General features: G+C 29.2%; 11 protein-coding genes. All 11 read left to right on the top strand.

What is annotated here, in order from left to right:
• Nucleotides 1-25 precede the first annotated feature (25 nt).
• Nucleotides 26-1,828 carry a hypothetical protein gene (locus C4B24_RS01680; protein WP_131598738.1) on the top strand — a complete coding sequence of 601 codons (1,803 nt, stop codon included), beginning with the start codon at nucleotides 26-28 and terminating at the stop codon, nucleotides 1,826-1,828.
• Complete coding sequence (locus C4B24_RS01675; protein WP_131598736.1) at nucleotides 1,821-2,771, top strand: carbohydrate ABC transporter permease; 951 nt, start codon at nucleotides 1,821-1,823, stop codon at nucleotides 2,769-2,771. The genes C4B24_RS01680 and C4B24_RS01675 overlap by 8 nt, the downstream gene beginning before the upstream one ends.
• 1 nt (nucleotide 2,772) lies before the next feature.
• Nucleotides 2,773-3,714: a carbohydrate ABC transporter permease gene (locus C4B24_RS01670; RefSeq protein ID WP_131598734.1), complete on the top strand. Its 942-nt coding sequence runs from the start codon at nucleotides 2,773-2,775 to the stop codon at nucleotides 3,712-3,714.
• Complete coding sequence (locus tag C4B24_RS01665; protein ID WP_131598733.1) at nucleotides 3,701-4,225, top strand: RDD family protein; 525 nt, start codon at nucleotides 3,701-3,703, stop codon at nucleotides 4,223-4,225. Before C4B24_RS01670 ends, C4B24_RS01665 begins: the two co-directional genes overlap by 14 nt.
• A gap of 18 nt (nucleotides 4,226-4,243) precedes the next feature.
• Nucleotides 4,244-6,202: an ABC transporter ATP-binding protein gene (locus tag C4B24_RS01660; RefSeq protein WP_131598732.1), complete on the top strand. Its 1,959-nt coding sequence runs from the start codon at nucleotides 4,244-4,246 to the stop codon at nucleotides 6,200-6,202.
• 74 nt (nucleotides 6,203-6,276) lie between these two features.
• On the top strand, nucleotides 6,277-7,023 hold the full coding sequence (locus C4B24_RS01655; RefSeq protein ID WP_168388314.1) for a MurR/RpiR family transcriptional regulator: 747 nt from the start codon (nucleotides 6,277-6,279) through the stop codon (nucleotides 7,021-7,023).
• 146 nt (nucleotides 7,024-7,169) lie between these two features.
• Nucleotides 7,170-9,617, top strand: a complete 2,448-nt coding sequence (locus tag C4B24_RS01650) for a glycoside hydrolase family 38 N-terminal domain-containing protein (RefSeq protein WP_131598728.1) — start codon at nucleotides 7,170-7,172, stop codon at nucleotides 9,615-9,617.
• Between the two features lies 1 nt (nucleotide 9,618).
• Nucleotides 9,619-12,237, top strand: a complete 2,619-nt coding sequence (locus tag C4B24_RS01645; RefSeq protein ID WP_131598726.1) for a glycoside hydrolase family 38 N-terminal domain-containing protein — start codon at nucleotides 9,619-9,621, stop codon at nucleotides 12,235-12,237.
• 9 nt (nucleotides 12,238-12,246) lie between these two features.
• A complete protein-coding gene (locus C4B24_RS01640; protein WP_131598723.1) occupies nucleotides 12,247-14,850 on the top strand; it encodes a glycoside hydrolase family 38 N-terminal domain-containing protein in 2,604 nt (867 codons plus the stop codon).
• Between the two features lie 8 nt (nucleotides 14,851-14,858).
• Nucleotides 14,859-16,991, top strand: coding sequence for a fructose PTS transporter subunit IIB (locus C4B24_RS01635; RefSeq protein WP_131598721.1), 2,133 nt, complete (start codon nucleotides 14,859-14,861; stop codon nucleotides 16,989-16,991).
• A gap of 15 nt (nucleotides 16,992-17,006) precedes the next feature.
• A complete protein-coding gene (locus C4B24_RS01630; RefSeq protein WP_131598719.1) occupies nucleotides 17,007-19,553 on the top strand; it encodes a glycoside hydrolase family 38 N-terminal domain-containing protein in 2,547 nt (848 codons plus the stop codon).
• Nucleotides 19,554-19,622 lie beyond the last annotated feature (69 nt).

Below are 19,622 nucleotides of genomic sequence, written 5' to 3'. Positions count from 1 at the left end.
TTAAAGTTTATTCAAGGAGAGAAAAATGAAAAAAAATACTATGAAAATGCGTAAGATAAGCTTATCATTGTTGGCTACCGTAGTAATTGCAGCGCCTGTGGTAGCAGCAACATCATGTGGAGGTTTTTTTGCTGGGAAAACAGACAAAGCTTCTACAATAAGATTTGGGATGAGGGCAGAGGATACTGCTTCGTGAGCACCAATCATAAAAGCTTTTGAAAATAAATATGAGAAAATACATAAAAAAAATTCTAACATACCTGCCTTCAAAATTAAAACTGTTATATTATCTGATCAAAAAGCACAATATTCAATGGGTGATGTTCCTACTGTCACATCAATTGATCCCAATACTGCAGATAGTGCACGTAAGAATTCATGATTTATGGATTTAGATCCGGTTGAATTTTTAGGTAATAAAGCAAACGATAAATATAAATTATTTGATGATCAAAAAGGCATGAACTTCAAAGTAGCGGGTGATAAAACAAGTGATTTTTTTGAAGCTTCATTTCAGCCATATCAAAGAAAAACACTTCTTAATGGACACCCTAGATTAGTTGGTATTCCATATCAATATGGTCCTTCAAATATCTATATGAACAATAAATTTATTGATCATACTAAAAAAATCCATATTTACTTACCTAACAATAATGCAAAGGCAACTGGAGCAATTGACGCTGTTGATACGGGAATTATTGCTACTCAAGCTAATATTAAGAAATTTATACTTGAATCTGGTAGAAAGGATAATCCTTGAGCTGATTTAAATAACCTTCCTTCTGGAGGTAAAGTTCTTATAAAAGATGCTGAAAAATTAAAAACTTGAAGTGGATACGGGGCTGGAAATATGTATCAAAGAATTGCCTCTTTATCTTTATCAACAATAGCTGATAATGCAAATATTGATGTAGGGTGGTCTCATGATGTTGGTTTTGCATTTGAAATTATTTCATCTGCAACAAAAGGTCTAATGCATAATGGTCAAATGGATGATGAAATTCTTAAAAAGATATATGACCGAGCAGGTGCAATTAGTGGTCCAAATGATGCCAAAAGCGAAGCCTTTGCAGGCGGACCTGATATTTCAGATACATTTAGATATTTATTTGATAATTACTATGGATATTACAAACATTCAAAAGGATATGCCGTCGATCCTGCAGCAGCATCTGAAGCAGGTGAAGCTGAACTAATGTGAAAACAAAAAGCAGCATATTTGCTTGGTAAAAAATGATCCGGCCCATTAATTAAATCTAACTGAACTGATGAAGCGACAAACCCAGAAAAAGAATTATTACAACTACCAGTCCCTTATGGTTCGGCTAATATGGACGGTCTTGGGATTGCTTCTGGAACAAATGGTGCTAAATTAATAGCCTCTAAAAAATTCATTAAACTAGCTATGAGTATGCATAAGGACGCAAATGGAAACCCATTTTCATATCTTGTTTCTAGGGATGTTCAAAACAAACCTAATGATCCACTTGCATATAAAGCTGTTCCAACAGCAAGAAGAGCTTCAAAATATATTCAAGATATTGCAAAAAACTCTAAAAAAAGTAATGAATGAAAAGAACAATTTCTTTCTCCATTCGGTATGGGTAAAAATGATAAAAACCTTCCTTCAGATCCATATAATGGTGTAGGTGGATTCTTCGCTGCATCTTCAACAGATGGTTTGTATCAAATTTATAATGATAATATTTCAGGTTCTATTGAATCTTGACAAAAAAGTAACAATGGGTACTTAACAATGGGTAATCTTATAAAACAATTGAAAAAAGGTATTGATCAATCTTGAAGCGAGATAGATAATGCTTAGTGATAGAAAACTTATAAGAAATGCCTTAAAAGAGAGAGTGTTGATTGCCGAAGGAGCAACAAACTCTCAAATAAGAAGAATTAAAAGAAAAGAAGCATTAACTGCATCAGTTTTTGTTGCCACACCAATAGTAATAATTTCTATTTATGTATTCTTGGCATTTATATTGGCTATAATTTTATCATTTTTCTCAGGTAATTTAGATCCATCAATGAAATCAATTCACTATGTTGGTTTTGGCAATTGAACAAAAGTATTTAAAGATCCTATGCTAGGTAAAGCTGTAAAAAACACATTCCTTTTTGCATCGGTAACAACAGCGTTTAATATTGTAGGTGCATTAATAATTACATCTATTTTAAACTTGGGTAAAATTAAAAACAAGAACTTTTTCTTAACTATTTATTTCTTTCCACAAGTAACCTCTTCAATTGCTGCTGCAATTATCTTTACTAAAATTATTGGTAAAGATGGATTGTTTCATTTGGATTTAATTAAAAATCCTAGTGATGCAATGTGAATTATGATCGTTTCAAGTATTTGAGGTGGAATTTCCGGGGGAATGATTACATTTAATACTGCCTTTTCTGGAATTGGTAACTCACAATATGAGGCTGCGAAGGTTGATGGAGCTTCCGCATGACAATCATTTATTTCTATTACCGTTCCTTCACTTGGACCTATTCTTGCTTATACATTAATAACTTCAGTAATTGGAGGCATGGGTGTATTTGATCAAGCTTACGTCATGGCCTTGATAGGTGGCAATGGTAGATCAGTCATGACTTGGTCATTACTTGGATTCGCTAGAATTATTCCGGTTAAAGGTGCGGGTATGATTCCTAATGTAGGTCTTGGAGTTGCGACCTTGACATTCCTTGGAATAACAATATTTGGTTTAACTAAGATAATTAATATATTTAAACCAATAGATAGGAAATAATATGGAAAATAATATATATACAAACATTGAGGGAAAAAGAAAAAATAGAGAATTTGAAAAAAAGCTTAAAAGAACTAATAAGATCAATAAGGTTATTAAATTATTGCTTTATTTTTTCCTTGCTGCTTATGCATTAATCTCATTTTACCCGCTTTTTTGAGCGCTAATTTCCTCATTTGTTGAATCAGATAAACTGAAAGGGATAGGTATTTGACCAATCCCTGCTGGTTCTAAACTAACTACGGAAAATTACAATTCCTTATTTACAAACCCACTTACAAAGCAATATGCAACATCATGACTAATGACATCTGTTATTTATTCATTATCTAATGCTACAATAAATTGTTTCTTTAACTTTTTAGCTGGCTATGCATTAGCTAGAATTTCATTTAAAGGTCGCAAAATTGTTATTTGATACATAATTGTTGCCTTAATGATTCCTGTTCAAGCAACACAAGTTCCACAATTATACATATTGATAAAATTGGGTTTTATTGATCCTTATCAAAGTAACTTTATATGATTTATTGGTATCTTAACAACGGGTATGACATCTGGAGTGTTAATATTTATGGTTAGACAATTTTATGTTAATCAATCAGCATCAATAGAAGAAGCGGGTATGATAGATGGTCTAAGCAGATTTAAGGTATTTTTAAAGGTGTCTATTAGATCTATGTTGCCATTACTTGCAACACAATGAGCAATGATTTTTATTGGATCATGAAATAACTTTATCATGTTTACGTTATGAGCATCAGGTGATCCAACACGTATGACCATAACTGCAGCTTTTAATATTTTAGCAGATAGTAAATATGGTTCTAGTGGTACGGGACGCCTTCTTGCGGCCACTAACTTGTCTATATTGCCTGTTCTTGCAGTTTATGTAATATCTTTAAAATTTCAAAGAAAGGTAATGATTGATGGAGAAAAATAAGGAAAAAAAATATTTTAAGCCATCTTATTCACCAAAAGGTTTCATTATAGAATACCCTAAATTAAAAAAGACTTTTTGAATTCAAATGTTGTTGCGTTTACTTGCATTTATATTAGATTTTTCAATAGTTGTGGGTCTTTGAGCAATAATGTATTATGTTGTTTTTAAGGGTAATGAATATCTTCCATTTATTATTCCGTTGTTGTATGTAGCAATATATATGACAATAGTACCAATGTGTACAAATGGTAGGACAATTGGCTTGGCAATTGCCAAATTAAGAATAGTTCATAAAACTGGTTTCCACACTAGTTATGCAAATTATTATTTTAGAGGGATGCTTGTGGTAATGTATGCTGTACCAATCATCGGCCAATTTTTAATGATTGCTGCTTGTATTTCAGCTTTCTTAACAAGAGGAATAACACCAGTTGGGGGAATATCTCAAACTGTCATTGTTTCTTCAAAAACATACGAAAACTTAAAAAAACTTGAAAGAGAATTCGAGTAATAAAGTGAAAGGTAAATTATGAATTTAGATTTATTTTTAGCACAAAAAAAAGCTAAACTAATGAAAAAAAAGTATTTCAAAAAAGTATTTGATATTCCTAATCCAACAAAAGGAGAAATCGCTGATTATTTTGAAAACAATAAACGAGGTGAAGAAAAAGATAAAATAGTCCAATTGAAAAATATTGGAAAAATATATTCAAATGGATATAAAGCAGTTCATGATTTTAATTTGGAAGTAAAGCCAAAGGAGTTTGTTGCTTTTCTTGGACCTTCAGGTTGTGGTAAAACAACAATTCTTAGAATGATTGCTGGTTTAGAATATATTTCAGAGGGTGAGTTAACATCGAATGAAGTTATCTTAAACTCTGCCAAGCCATCAGATAGAGGTATTGCAATGGTTTTCCAAAATTATGCATTATATCCATATATGAATGTTTATAACAACATTGCTTTTGGCTTAAAATTAAAAACTAATAAAAACCCCTTAACAATGCAATATTCAAGGATACTTAAAGAACTTAAAAATCCTGGTTCAACAGAAATTTCTAATCTAAAACACCTAATTTGAATGTTAAAAAATCCATTGCACTCCGAGCTTATCGGAATTAAAAATGAAATTAAAAAAATGAAGAAAATGCGTGGAAGTTCTGCTATGGTTAAGAAGTTGAATATAGGAAAACAAGAAATCTTAGAAAAAATTGCAGAACTTAAAATAAAAAATCAAAAGGAAATTAAAGAAATAAAGGAAAGAATTGAAGAAATTAAAATCATAGAAGGTTCAATCAACCTTCCATTAACATTGGAAATGAAAGAACTTAAAAATCAAATTAAAAATGATAAAAATATTGCGAAAAATAAACAAAGAATTAGTGAAATACAAAAAGAACTTGCAATATTGAAACAGAAGCACAAGGAAGCTATTAAAGTTTCTTCAGATAAATTAGTTGAGTCAATGGTTATTTGAAAAGCTTCAATTCCTGAAAGAGTTCGTAGAATCACTGAATTAATCGGAATTGATAATTACTTAAATTCCAAGCCTATGGAACTTTCAGGGGGGCAAAGACAAAGAGTTGCTCTTGCTAGATCTATTTCTCGTGATGCCAATATATTTTTATATGATGAACCACTTTCAAACTTAGATGCTAAGTTACGTGTAACAATGCGTGTTGAAGTTAGAAAATTGCACGATATGCTTGGTGCAATATCTATTTATGTTACTCATGATCAAGTTGAAGCTATGTCTATGGCTGACAAGATTGTTGTTATTAATAAAGGATATATCCAACAAGTTGGTTCACCAAAAGAAATGTTTGACCAGCCAGCTAATTTATTTGTGGCTAAATTCATTGGTACACCCTCTATTAATCAACTGAATGGTAAATTAGATTTAGAGGGAGTTTTAAGTATTGGAAAACATATTTTTGATTACGCTTCACCGCAAGAATTGAAAAAAAATATTGAAAAATACCATGGAAAAGATATTTACTTATGCTTCAGACCTCAAGATGTTCAATTGGTTGGATCAACCTCAAAAGCTAAGAATGTTATTAAAGGTGAGGTTATAATTAAAGAGATGCTTGGTTATGAACACTCATTAGTTGTCAAAACTAAAGATCTTGGAGAAGTTAATATTGTTGTTAATAAAAATAACGACATTTCCGTTGGAGAAACTATTTCTTTCAAAATAAATAAAGAAAACATTCATTTATTTGATAAAGAAACAGAAATTTCATTGACATCAGTATTAAATGATGCTACTAAAAAGGCACACAAAATTATGTTTAATTCTAATATTGAAGTTATTAAAAATAAAATAACTATGCAAAAATCAAAAAACAAGAGAACTTTTTCTCAAAAACAATTAGATAAATGTGTTGCAATTGTTTCGAAAGTTAAACGTGAAAAACTTGAAAATGATAAAAAAGAAATGCAAACATTAATTAAAGAACTTAAAGCGGAAATTGAAGAAAAATAATATCAAGAAGGCTAATGCCTTCTATATTTTTTAATCTCAACACTTATACGCTAAAATATTGGTATAATTATTATATGAAATATTTTGAAAGTAAAAATTATAAATTCACAAAACAAGAGATGAAAGTTTTTGAATCAATAAATAAACATCCTAATGATTTTACAAAGATATCAATAGCGGAATTCGCTGAAAAATATAGTTTAAACATCGCAGGAATTTCAAGAACATCTAAAAAAATGGGAGCTAAAAATGTTAGTGAACTTAAGATGATGTTAAAAGAAAAAATGGTTATCGTTTCAACGGATGAAAAGAAATATCAAAATTCTAAAGCTCTTTCTCAAAATAAAATTTATTCTGATTATAGAAATACTATTGAATTTAATGTTAATGAGATAACTTCTAAAAAAATAACTAAAATTGTAAGGGATATCCACAAAGCTAAAAATATTTATATTTACGGGCATGGTAATTCATTTTTTGCAGCAAAAAATTTAGAAATTTATATGTCAAAACGTGGGATTAAATCTATGTTGAATTTTGGTGATTGATTCTCTAATGAAGTTGTTCAATTTATTGAAGAAGGGGATTTGATTATTCAGTTTAGCGAAAGAGGAAACAATAAACTTACGGATGAAATTAGAGGAATTACAAAGACAAATAAAGCAACACCTTGAATGATTACTCACAATATACAGGTAAAGGGAAATGCAAGGAATAGAGTTTTATATTATGATTTTGTTGAAACGTCTTCTGAAAAAAAATCCCTATCTTCTAAAATAGCACAGTTGCTAATATCTGACTGTATTGTAGACAATGTATAATTGTCTTTTTTTTATTTAAATTATTATTGAAAATTATTTTCATTTTATAAATCAAAAACAATATTTTTTCTCATTTTAAAGTGATAATGGTATATAATTTTATTAAGATATAAATATAAAAAAAGTTTTATAAAAGGAGAGATTTTATGGAAAAAAGAAAAATATATTTAGTGCCGCATACTCATTGAGATAGGGAATGAATGTTTTCTGAGCAAACAGGTAATGTTTTACTAAATCAAATGATCAACGAACTAATCCTTATCATTGGAGAACAAAAAGATTTTAAAATGGTTCTAGATGGCCAAGCATCTTTAGTGGACGATTATTTAAAATGAAATAAAGATAAAAAAGAAAAGGTTGTTGAAGTTCTTAAAAAAAGTCAAGTTGCTCTCGGACCGTGATATTCACAACCAGATGTGTTTTCTTCATTGGGAGAAACAACAATTAGAAATATTGAAGTTGGTAAAAAAACGATTTCCGACCTAGGTATTAAGCCAATGAATACAGCATATATGCCGGATACATTTGGATTTAATCAAAACCTACCTCAAATTTTTGTTAAAAATGGCTTAAGAAATTTTGTGCATTGAAGAGGGCTTAATAGAAAACAAATTAAAGATTATCCATTATATAGATGAAGAGGCATAGATGGAACTGAAGTCATGGCGTCTAATTATAAGAAAGGATATTACCATTTAGGTATGTATTATCCATATAGAGGCCTTACAAATGAAAATATAAATGAATTAGCAGATAAATTTATAACTAAAACTAAAGACACAATGAATGAATGATTTGATGCACAAAAAATTGGGAATTCCATCCTATTTCCTCTTGGTGGAGATCAAGCACCTGCCGAACATGAAGCAAAGAGATTCTTTGAATTAATAAATTCAAAACAAAATGATTTTGAATGAGTATTGACATCTGACTTTAATGAATTCTTTGATGAATATAGACAAGATGAAAAAGTTATTATACATAAAGGAGATTTAAAAACTCCTATTGCTGGAAGAATACATAGGACAATATCTTCGGCAAGATATGATATTAAATCATTATTTAGAAGATGTGAAACAAACCTATATTACAAATTAGAACCTTTGGAAATTATGTATAAAAATATTGATGGTTCATATAACTTTGAAGAATATAAATTAAATACAATTATTAAACCTCTTTTAAAGCTTCAAGCACACGATTCTCTTGGAGGTTGTAATACTGATATAACCAATGAAGATATACTGTCTAAATTAAAACAGGTAGATAGAAGGATCACTTCATTAATAGATTTGATAACATATAAACTTATGCAAAATGAAGGTTTGAGAGATACTAGAAATGCAATTAATATAATTAATCAAGCACCATTTGTGAAAAGTCATTCAAAAATTATGGTTATTTACTCAAATCTTGATGCAATTAATGTAGAAAATACTGGTTTATCGATTCATACTATAAGTAGTAAAAACATTGGATTTACCAAAGGAATTTTTGAATTAAAAGTATTGATAACAACAAAGGAAGTGGAAAAATTTTCATATTCAATATCTGAAATCAATAAAATGAATGAATATAAACCTTTAATCATAAAAACAAACTTAATAATGATTCAAGGAGAAAACATTATTATTGGTGATGAAAATAGAAAAGAATTCAAATTAAATTTAACACAAGATTGTGGTGATAATTATGATTATTCTCCAACTAATGAAGAAATTAAATTTAAACAAACACATGAATTAGTTTCTCAAGAATTAATTGGTGAAACAAATGTAGCTGTAATTAATACAAAGATTGTTTCTGAAAAGGATAGCAATGAATTTTTAATGACAATAACAACCTTTAACGGCAAGCATGATATTGAAATTGAGACTGTAAATAAATTAATTGGATATAGAGTTTCAATTTTGTTTAAGGGGCCAAATAAAATTTCAAAATCTCAACATCTTGTAATTTCTAAATTTAATGAATTAGATGAAAGGGATGGATGAAGAGAAGATATGCATGAGTTCCCTGCTATGATAGATCATAATGACGGATTAATTAGAATGGATGGAGAAGGCGCATACAATATTTATACTAGAGGCAATAATGAATTCTTTAAAAGAGAAACCGGTATTGAATTAATTCTTTATAGAACTCAAGAATTTGTTTCAAGAGCTAACTTAAAATGAAGGCCAAATGCAGCTTCAGGGATATCTTATGCAGAGAATTCAGACTCTTCAAAATTATTGAAAAAATTAATTTTTAAAATAAGATTAGATGAAGCTGAGGCAATAGAAGGATTAAATGATTGAAACTTTAGGCCAATTATTCATTTCAAAAACAAAGTTCACCTTACAGCACATGTACATAATAAATTTGAAATTAATGACATAATTTGAAATTCTAAAGAGCAACTATATTTTCCTATAGTTGATAATAAAAAGCTTTATATATCGTCAATAAAACTTTCCAGAAAAGGTGGAGTTGATATGAGATTATCCAACATGCTTGGAGAAGAAGTAACTACAAGAGTATCAAATAATGGCATTGAAAAAGAAGTGGTCTTTAAACCATATGAATATAAAAATATAAAAGCGGTGATATAAAATGAAAAAAACTAAAAGGAATGTACACTTAATTCCCCACACTCATTGAGATAGAGAGTGATATTTTACTTCGGATGATTCAAAAGCTATGGTCTATTGAGATATGAAGTTCATGATTGATCACTTACTTAAAAATAAAGATGCTAAATTTCTTTATGATGGGCAAACTTCCGTTATAGATGATTTTCTTCAATTTTCACCAGATTGAGAAGAAAAGATAAGAAAGGTTATATCAACTAAGCAATTGATGGTTGGTCCTTGATATACGCAAACGGACAATCTACAACCTTCAGGGGAATCGATTTTAAGAAATCTTGAAATTGGTGGGAAAATAGCTAAAGACATGGGACATAGAATGAAGGTTGGTTATTTACCAGATTCATTTGGACACAATCCACAAACACCTCAAATATTGAGACATGTAGGAATCGGAAATTTTACATTTTACAGGGGTCTTGACCCAAAGAGAACTGACAATAAGCTATTCTTTAATTATGAATCTCCTTCAGGCGATAAAGTGTTGGCAGCATGACAAACACACTACACAACATTTGAAAATGTATTAGATTATGACGGATTCAAAAAAAATGCTTTAATTGAACAAAAAATTGGTAATCCTGTAGATGTATCAATAGAGTCATATAAAAAGCGTACGTTTGATTTGCCATTCTGAATACCAATTGGTACTGATCAGAGGCCATACGATCCACAAATAATTGATACGGCCACCAAACTTAATAAAGATAATGGGGAGTTTAATTATAAAATATCTTCTTATGAAGAAATGCTCGAGGAAGCAAAAGAACAAATTGAAAAACAAGGAACACCATTAAAAACACTAAAGGGTGAATTAAGAGATGCCCTTACAGCAAGGGTTCATAGATCGATTATATCTGCTAGAATGGATCTTAAGCAAATGATTCAAAATTTGGAAAATCAATTGGTTAATGAAGTCGAACCACTAGCACTTATGTGTTCTAAATTAGGGATTGATATCCCATACAAAATGATTGAAAAATCATGAAAAGATGTATTCAAATCATCAGCTCACGATTCTTATGGAGGATGCGTTGAGGATGATGTTTATGAAAAAATTATTGCTCGCCTTAAGAGTGCATCAAGGATAGCTACAGCAGTTTCTTCTATGTTGTCCAAAATATATATTTCAAAATTCAAAGAGAAAATTAACAGAAGTTATGAAGATTTATTTCTAATTAACCCTTATCCGGAAAAATTTGTAGGAGAATACGAAATTAAAATTTCTATCCCATCTTCAAAAGATAAGAGAAAATTTGCAATTTATGATGGCGAAGAAAAAATTTCATACATCATTGTTAAAGAAGAGGAAATATCAACATTTGGTAAAGAATCACTAACTCTATTAATAGATGTTAAAGAAATTCCAATTTTTTCACACAAGCAATTAAGAATTGATTTTGAACAAGAGGGAATAGAGAAAGAAATTTATAATTCTGATATATTTGAAAATGATTTATTTAAAATTCAAATTAACAAAGGTAAAGTTGATATCACAAACAAACAAACAAACACTACAAGAAAGAATGCATTTGATTTTGTTGCAGACCCCTCCGCTGGAGATTCATATGATCACTCACCAGTGACATGAAATGATAAATGATATTGATTCCGCAATTTTAAATTTGAAGAAAAAATCACAAATAATAATATTACCGCTCTTAGACTTTCAACTTCAGCGGAACTTCCTGATGGTTTAGAAGAATGAAAACAAAATAAAGTTAATGTTCTACAAAAAGCTGAATTAATGATTATTTTAATTGGTGGGAAAATGTTATTGAGAATTAATATCAAGAATAAATCAAATGATGCAAGAATGAGATTTTTATTTAAATCGGGATCAAAAGTTGAAAAATGAGAACACGATATGCAATATAGTGTTTACGAAAGAAAAATTAAAGACAAATACTTTGATGAATGAGAAAAAGAAGATAAATATGGGTGCAAATGAAAAGAGTTTCCTACAACACTTTCTCCCCACCAATCATTTATTAACGTGAACGACAATAATTACGCAATAACAACATACGGATCCAAAGAACATGAAGTTATTAATAAGGGTGGCGAAGCTTGAATTGCTGTAACTCTTTATAGAGGATTTGAAACATTTGGTAGAAGTAATTTTATTTATAGACCAGGTAGATCTTCAGGTGGTAGAACGAGAACACCGCATGCACAACTGATTGATAAAGAATTAGTTTTCAAATTTGAAATAGTTTTTGGACATAAAAGTAATTATGAGTTATTCAAGAAGGCTGAATCTTTCAATAAAAGACCTTATATATTAGATGGCAATTCAGCTAATGAAAGAGTTGTTTTAAGATGGAATACTAATCATCGTTGATATGATAAACAACATGATAAAAAAAATATAGATATCAAGATTCCAAATATTCCAAAAGGAGTAGTCATTAAAGCTTTATACATTACACCTCAAGGTGAAAATGTCATTAGATTATTGAATACGACAAGTGAGATAATCACTATCGAAAATAACAATTTATATGGTTTTAATATTTATGATTTAAGAAGACAAGGAAAAATTGAGTTGAAACCTTGGAAATTTGTTTCAATCAAAATTTAGGAGAGAAAAATGTTTAATAAAAAAAATGTACATTTAATACCACATACCCACTGAGATAGAGAGTGATATTTCACATCTGATGATTCTCGTTCAATGATCTATTGAGATATGAGATTTTTAATTGAAGATTTAATTAAAAATAAAGATTCAAAATTCCTTTATGACGGACAAACATCTATTATTGATGACTTTCTTCAATATTCGCCCGATTGAAAAGAAAAGTTGCAAAAAGTTATTAAATCAAAACAGTTAATGGTTGGTCCATGATACACTCAAACTGATAATTTGCAACCAATGGGTGAATCTATTTTAAGGAATCTTGAAATTGGTGGGAAACTTGCAGAAGATATGGGGCATAGAATGAAGGTTGGTTATTTACCAGATTCATTTGGCCATAATCCTCAAACGCCCCAAATTATGAGACAAGTTGGGATTGATAATTTTTCATTTTATAGAGGCCTTGATCCTAAGAAAGTTAATAATGAACTTTATTTTGATTATGTAGCTCCATCCGGGGATAAAGTTCTTGGGGTGTGGCAAACACACTATAGCACTGATGGGTTGACTACTTTTGAAGGTTTTATGGAAGGTGGTCGTTATGATAAGAAAAATCATCCCATTGATGTTTCGGTAGAATCATATGAAAAACGTTCAAATGGATTAGCATTTTGATTGCCTATTGGAACGGATATGAAACCTTATAAAAAAGAAATAGTTGAAACTGTTAAAAAATTAAATGAAACAGAAAAAGAAAATTTCAATTATTTGATTTCGTCATATGAAGATGTAATTGAAGAAACTAAAAAAGAAATCAAAGAAAAAAATATTAAATTACCACTTTATAAAGGTGAATTGAGAGAAGCGTTAACAGGACGTGTTCACAGATCAATAATTTCGGCTAGAATGGATCTTAAGCAAGCAATAAATAAATTAGAGGACATACTTGTAAATCAAATAGAGCCACTTGCTTATATATGTGAGAAATTAGAAATTGATGTCCCTTGAAAAATGATTGAAAGATGTTGAAAAGATGTATTTAAATCATCTGCTCATGATTCATATGGAGGATCAATTGAAGATGTTGTTCATGATAAAATTATGTCCAGACTTTCTGACGGTTGAAGGGTAGCTAATGCAGTTGTTGGTATGTTGTGCAAAATTTATGTTTCTAAATTCAAAAAAATTGATAAAGAAAAAGTGGATTTATTTTTAATAAACACGAAACCAAATTCATATGACGGTTTATTTGAATCTGAATTTATGATTGGTAAGAGATTTAATAAAAATGATCAATTTACAATTTATGATGGAGATAAAAAAATACCATATGTAATATTAAAGCAAGACCACTTTGGTACACACGAAAGGGAAATGTTTACCGTAATGATGTATGTTGAAAATATTCCTCCATTTAGTCATAAAAAATTTAAAGTTGTTTTCGAGGAAAAATCAAGAATAAAAAATGATAAAACATTTTGAAAAAATGAAAAATTTCACTTAAGTATTCAAGAAGGCAAACTAACTTTAAAAGATAAAGAGAATGATAAAACAATTTTAAATCCAATTATATTTAGCGCAGACCCCTCAAATGGTGATACATACGATCATTCACCAATAACATTTAACGACCCTGAATATATTTTTGATAAATTTGAGGTTATTTGATCTGAAACTTCTCAAGAAATGCAAAATATTAAATTCAAGACAACTAAGAAAATTCCTAATGGTTTAGATGAATGAAAACAAAACAAAACATCTATTATTCAAGATATTGAGATAATTATAACTTTAATAAAAGATAGGATAATTTTAAAAACATTCATATCCAATAAATCTAAGAATACAAGAATGAGAATGTTATTCAATTCAGGAAAAAATACAAAATCATGAGAACACGATATGCAATTTTCTGTTGTGTCAAGAAAGATAGAAAATGAATACCTTAAAACGTGACAAAAGGAAGATAAATACAATGCTAAGTGAGAAGAATTCCCAACAAATCTGTCTCCACATCAATCATTTATCAAAGTTCCTTCTAATGATTATGCAATAACAACTTTTGGAGCTAAAGAACATGAGGTTATTAATAAAAAAGAGAATGCTTTTATTGCACTTACTCTTTATAGAGCGGTTGATGTTTTTGGTAAAAGTCATATCGCTTATAGACCTGGACGCGGTTCTGGTGCAGAGTGCGAAGCACCAAAAGCACAAGTTATAAATAAGGAATTAGAATTTAGTTGCGAAATATTCAGTAAAAAATTAAAAAATGAGGAATTATTTAATAAGGCAAAAGAATTTAATTCTAAGGCTTCGTTTTTAGATGGTTCTTGAGGTAAAGAAAAAGTGTTATTAAGATGAGAGACTAATCATGAATTTTATAATAATTCAAACAATAAAGAAGTTTCCATTAATTTTGAGATTCCTAATGGAATGATTGTTTCTGCGATATATAAAACTCCTTATGGAGAAAATATAATTAGATTATTTAACTCTACTAATAAAGTTATTGAATGAGATTTAAAAGATAACACATTTGGTTTTGATTTGAAAAATATTAATGAAACTGGAAAAGTCAAAATTAAACCATGAAAATTAATCAATATTAACATCTAAGGAGAACTATGAAAATAATTAGTAAAAACAATATTATCATTGAAAATTCTAAGCCAACACGGGATGAATTATTTGAAAAAGTATCAAAAATTGCAGAGGCAAAAGGTGTGACTTCAAATTGAAAAGGGGTTAAGGAAGCTTTTATTAATCGTGAAGCACAGGGTACAACTGGATTTGAAGAGGGATTTGCAATTCCACACGCTCGCTCAGAATATGTTAATGAACCTCAAATATTTTTTTTCAGAACAAATAAAAAAATTGAAGAATATGATGCTTTGGATGGTGGCGATATAAATAAAGCGATATTTTTATTAATACCTGCCGATGCCGGATCATTGCATATGGACATTCTTTCATCTATTGCAACAAAATTGATAGACTCTGATTTTAAAGAAAAATTAAACAAAGAGTCTTCTGGGGTCATATTCAATATATTGAATGAAGTAATTTTGAATACAATTTCTCCAAAAGAAGAAAATCATGTTAAAAAAGAGCATGATAAATTTTTCGTTGCTATAACAGCATGTCCAGCAGGAATTGCCAAAACCTATATGTCTAAAGAAAGAATAATTCAAGTGGCAGATAAAATGGGTTACTCAGTACATGTTGAAACGCAAGGTGGGGGAATTCAAAAAAATGCGATGAATAGTGAACAAATTAAAAAAGCTGAATTTGTTATTATTGCTTCTGAAATAGAAATTAATCTCGAACGCTTTGTAAATAAGAAAGTTACAATTACCAAAACAAAAGAAGCCATTAATGACACAAAAAAATTAATTGAAAGAGCTTCTAAGCAAAAGGAGCTAACAAAAGAGGAATTAATTAAAATGCAAAGAGGAGATAAAAACCCTTTTTATTTCTTTATGGGTAATATTAAGTCTTCATTGCTTCAAATATTTAATAAGCCTTGAGCATATTTAACAATACTGGCAACATTTTACGCAGTATTAAATATGGTTGGTTATGGAATGTATGGTGCTGATTGATTTACATCAGGGTGGACTAAAAATCAAACTTTATTCACTTTCCAATCAATATCTTTCTTTGGTTTTGAATTATGTATGCCAATATTTGCCGGTATTTTTGCAAGGAAGTTTTATGATAAAACAGAAGTATTTTTGGCAACATTTATATTTACATTTATTTTAAATACGCCTATGATTGGGGCTATGTCAACATTTGGTTTGCACGGTGTATCTAATCAACATTTTGAAATATGATTTACATATGGGGGAACATTTAATCCAGAATTTATGATGGGAACATCACTATTTGGAGGTATATTATTTGCACCTTTCATTGCTTGTATTATGAAGTATGTTGATAACTTTAAAAAGAAATACATGATAAATAAATATGTATCCATTTTATTAAAACATTGAGTTTCTTATATAACATTAGCTTTTATATTTTCTCTTGCATACTTTTCTGCAGCGCCGTTTGCATGATTATTCCAATGAGTTATAAAAGGAATTGTTATTTATCCAAACTCATATTGATGACTAAGATTTATTATTGGTGGTATTATTGGTGTTTTAATTACATGAGATTATGGAGGAACTATCAACAAACTTACAATTTTATTTTTGATTGGTATGATGCAATATGATTGAAGAATGAGAACATTATTTGCAATAGCAATACCAATTGCTTCAATGTCGTGTGGGTTATTCTTTAAAATATTTAGCAAGAACGTTAAAAGTGAAGATATGGAATATGTTACAACTGCTCAAAAATTTGGTAAATCTGGTTTATCTGAGGGTCCAATTCCTTTTGTGAATAAATACAAATGAAAAGCGCATTTTCCGTCATTAGTAACTGCTTTTGTTGCAACTGGATTTGCATTTGTATTAAATATTCAAGTGTTTAAAACTGGTTCTTTAGGCATCTTATCATTTGGTGCTCAAGGTTATGCAGGATTAGATTTAGTTAATGGTGGAATTATTACTAATGATATTGGATTCTTAAATAATTTAATCAATCCAAATAATCAATCTACGATGGTTACAATAGTTTCATCATTTATATATGGTGTTATTGGATACTACTTGTCATTTGCAATTGGTATATTAACATATTTCATTGTTGGTGGAATTACATTTAACTTAGGTAAGAAAATACCTTTCATTAGAAAGAAATAAACAGGAGAAATAGAAATGTCAAATAAAAAAAATGTCCATTTAATACCTCAAACTCACTGAGACAGAGAATGATATTATTCATCTGTAAATTCAAAAGCAATGTGTTATTGAAGTATGAAATATATGATTGCATATTTAGAAAAAAATAATAAGGCGCAATTCTTATTTGATGGTCAAACATCAATTATTGATGATTTTATTGAATTTGCACCTGATTGAGAAGAAAGATTAAGAAAAGTCATCACTTCTAGACAATTAATGGTTGGACCATGATATACACAAACTGATAATTTACAGCCAATGGGTGAATCAATTTTAAGGAACTTAGAAATAGGTGGAAAGATTGCCGAGGATATGGGACATAGAATGAATGTTGGTTACTTACCAGATTCATTTGGGCACAACCCTCAAACTCCTCAAATTATGAGACAAGTAGGAATTGATAATTTCACATTTTATAGAGGTTTGGATCCTAAAAAAGTAAATAATAAACTTTATTTTAATTTTATTGCTCCATCTGGGGATGAAGTTCTTGGGGTATGGCAAACTCACTACTTTACATCAAGTAAATGAAATACCTATGAAGGATTTATGAAAACCGGATATAAAAATAGGGGTACAACAGGGGAAGTCACAGTCGAATCATATGATGAACGTTCATTAGGTGCACCAATTTGAATTACCATGGGTGGTGATATGAGAAGTTTTAAACCTGAAATTAATGATTACATTGAAAAATTCCAAGATGATAAAAAATATAATTTTATAATGTCAAATTATGAAGATGCAATCAAAGAGGCAAAGGAGTACATTAATAATAATAATGTTAAAATAGAAAAATATGAAGGAGAATTAAGAGATTCATTCACTGGGAGAGCTCACAGATCAATAATGTCTGCAAGAATGGATTTAAAGCAAAAATTATATGAATTAGAATCGTCGTTGATTGAAGTTATAGAACCACTGTCAGTAGTTGCAGCTAAAAAAGGAATTGACGTTCCTTGAAAAATGATTGAAAGAGCTTGAAAAGATTTATTCAAAACATCAGCACATGACTCTTATGGTGGTTGTGTTGAAGATTTTGTCTATAAAAAAATGATGCAAAGGCTTGTGGATGCATTGATAATTACAAGAAGTGTAGAAACAATGCTTATGAAACTTATTTCTTATAAGAAAAGAACTTCTTCAAAAAAAGATCAAGCATTTATAATGAATCTCTCTCCAAAACCTTATACAGGACCATATAAAATACAAATGTCTTATGAACCGGAAGAAGAAGGTGAAAAATTTAGTGAATATTCATTTGAATTAGAAGGAAAAAAAGTTGAATATCACTTAAATGATAGAAATAGAAAAGAAAACTACAACAGAACTCTTGATGATGTTATATTGTTTGTAGAGGATATACCACCTTTTGAATTGCAAACTATTGATATTAAATATATTTCTGAAGAAAAAACGATAAATATTCAAAAAAATATTCAAAATATTTTTTGAAAAATAGAAGTTAAAAATCAAAAGATTAATGTTTACGATAAGAGGAAAGATAAAATTTACGATGATGTTTTTAAATTAATTTCCGATGCATCAGCTGGGGATACCTATGACCATTCACCCCTTGATTTTAAAGAAAATGAAATACAATTAAAAAATATTGTCAACACTAAAGTTACTGAGGGTAATAAATTAAAAACAATTGAACTAACTTATGAAACCAAACTTCCCAATGGTTTGAGTGAATGAAAACTCAAAAAGAAAACTCAAACCCAAAAAGTTTTTCTAACAATCACATTATTTAAAGAACAATTAATTTTTAATATTAAAGTAAAAAATAATTGTGATAATTTAAGATTGAGGGCAATGATTAACTTAGGTAAAAAAGTTAAAAAATGAGAGCATGATATGCAATATTTCATAACTGAAAGAAAAGTTGATTTTGATAAAAATATCGATTGAAAGAAAGTTGATAAAAATGGAGATAAGTGGTTGGAATATCCAACAAATTTATCACCTCATCAAAAAATCATTAGTTCAAAAAACGCCGGTGTTGCTTTGATAACAAGCGGTTCAAAAGAACATGAAGTTATTAATTTTAATAGTACATCCCATGTTGCCTTAACTTTATTTAGAGCGTTGGACGTATTTTCAAGAGGAGATATGGCATACAGACCAGGTAGGCCTTCTGGTAGACCTTCGATTGCACCATTAGCGCAACTTAAAGATAGTTTCTTGGAATTTAATATTAAATTCATTACAAACGATATTTCAAATGTTGCACTTTACGAACAAACAAATATGTTTTCGAATAAAGCTTTTTATATAAAAGATTCTTGAGACACGAAGAATCCAATGGAGGTATTTGGATTTGAAGAGGAATTTTATATTGGGGAAAATAAAGAATTTAAATTGCCGTTTTCAATTCCTGAAGGTTTAAGTATGAAGGCACTTTATAAAGATCCTGAAGGTAAATTTAAAGTTAGATTGTTAAATGTAACAAACAAAATCATAAAATTAGATGATAAAAAAATTAGGCCTTGAAAACTTTTAACGGTGGAGATTTAGAGTTTTTACTTCAATAAATTATTCAACGATTTTAAACTTATTTTAAAAATAGTGAAATTTTTTTTCATT

Origin of the sequence: Mycoplasma marinum (assembly GCF_004335975.1) — a bacterium.
Taxonomy (GTDB): domain Bacteria; phylum Bacillota_I; class Bacilli_A; order Mycoplasmatales; family Metamycoplasmataceae; genus Mycoplasma_K; species Mycoplasma_K marinum.
Note: the sequence above shows the minus strand (reverse complement) of the source record. Positions and strands in the feature narration are given on the sequence as shown.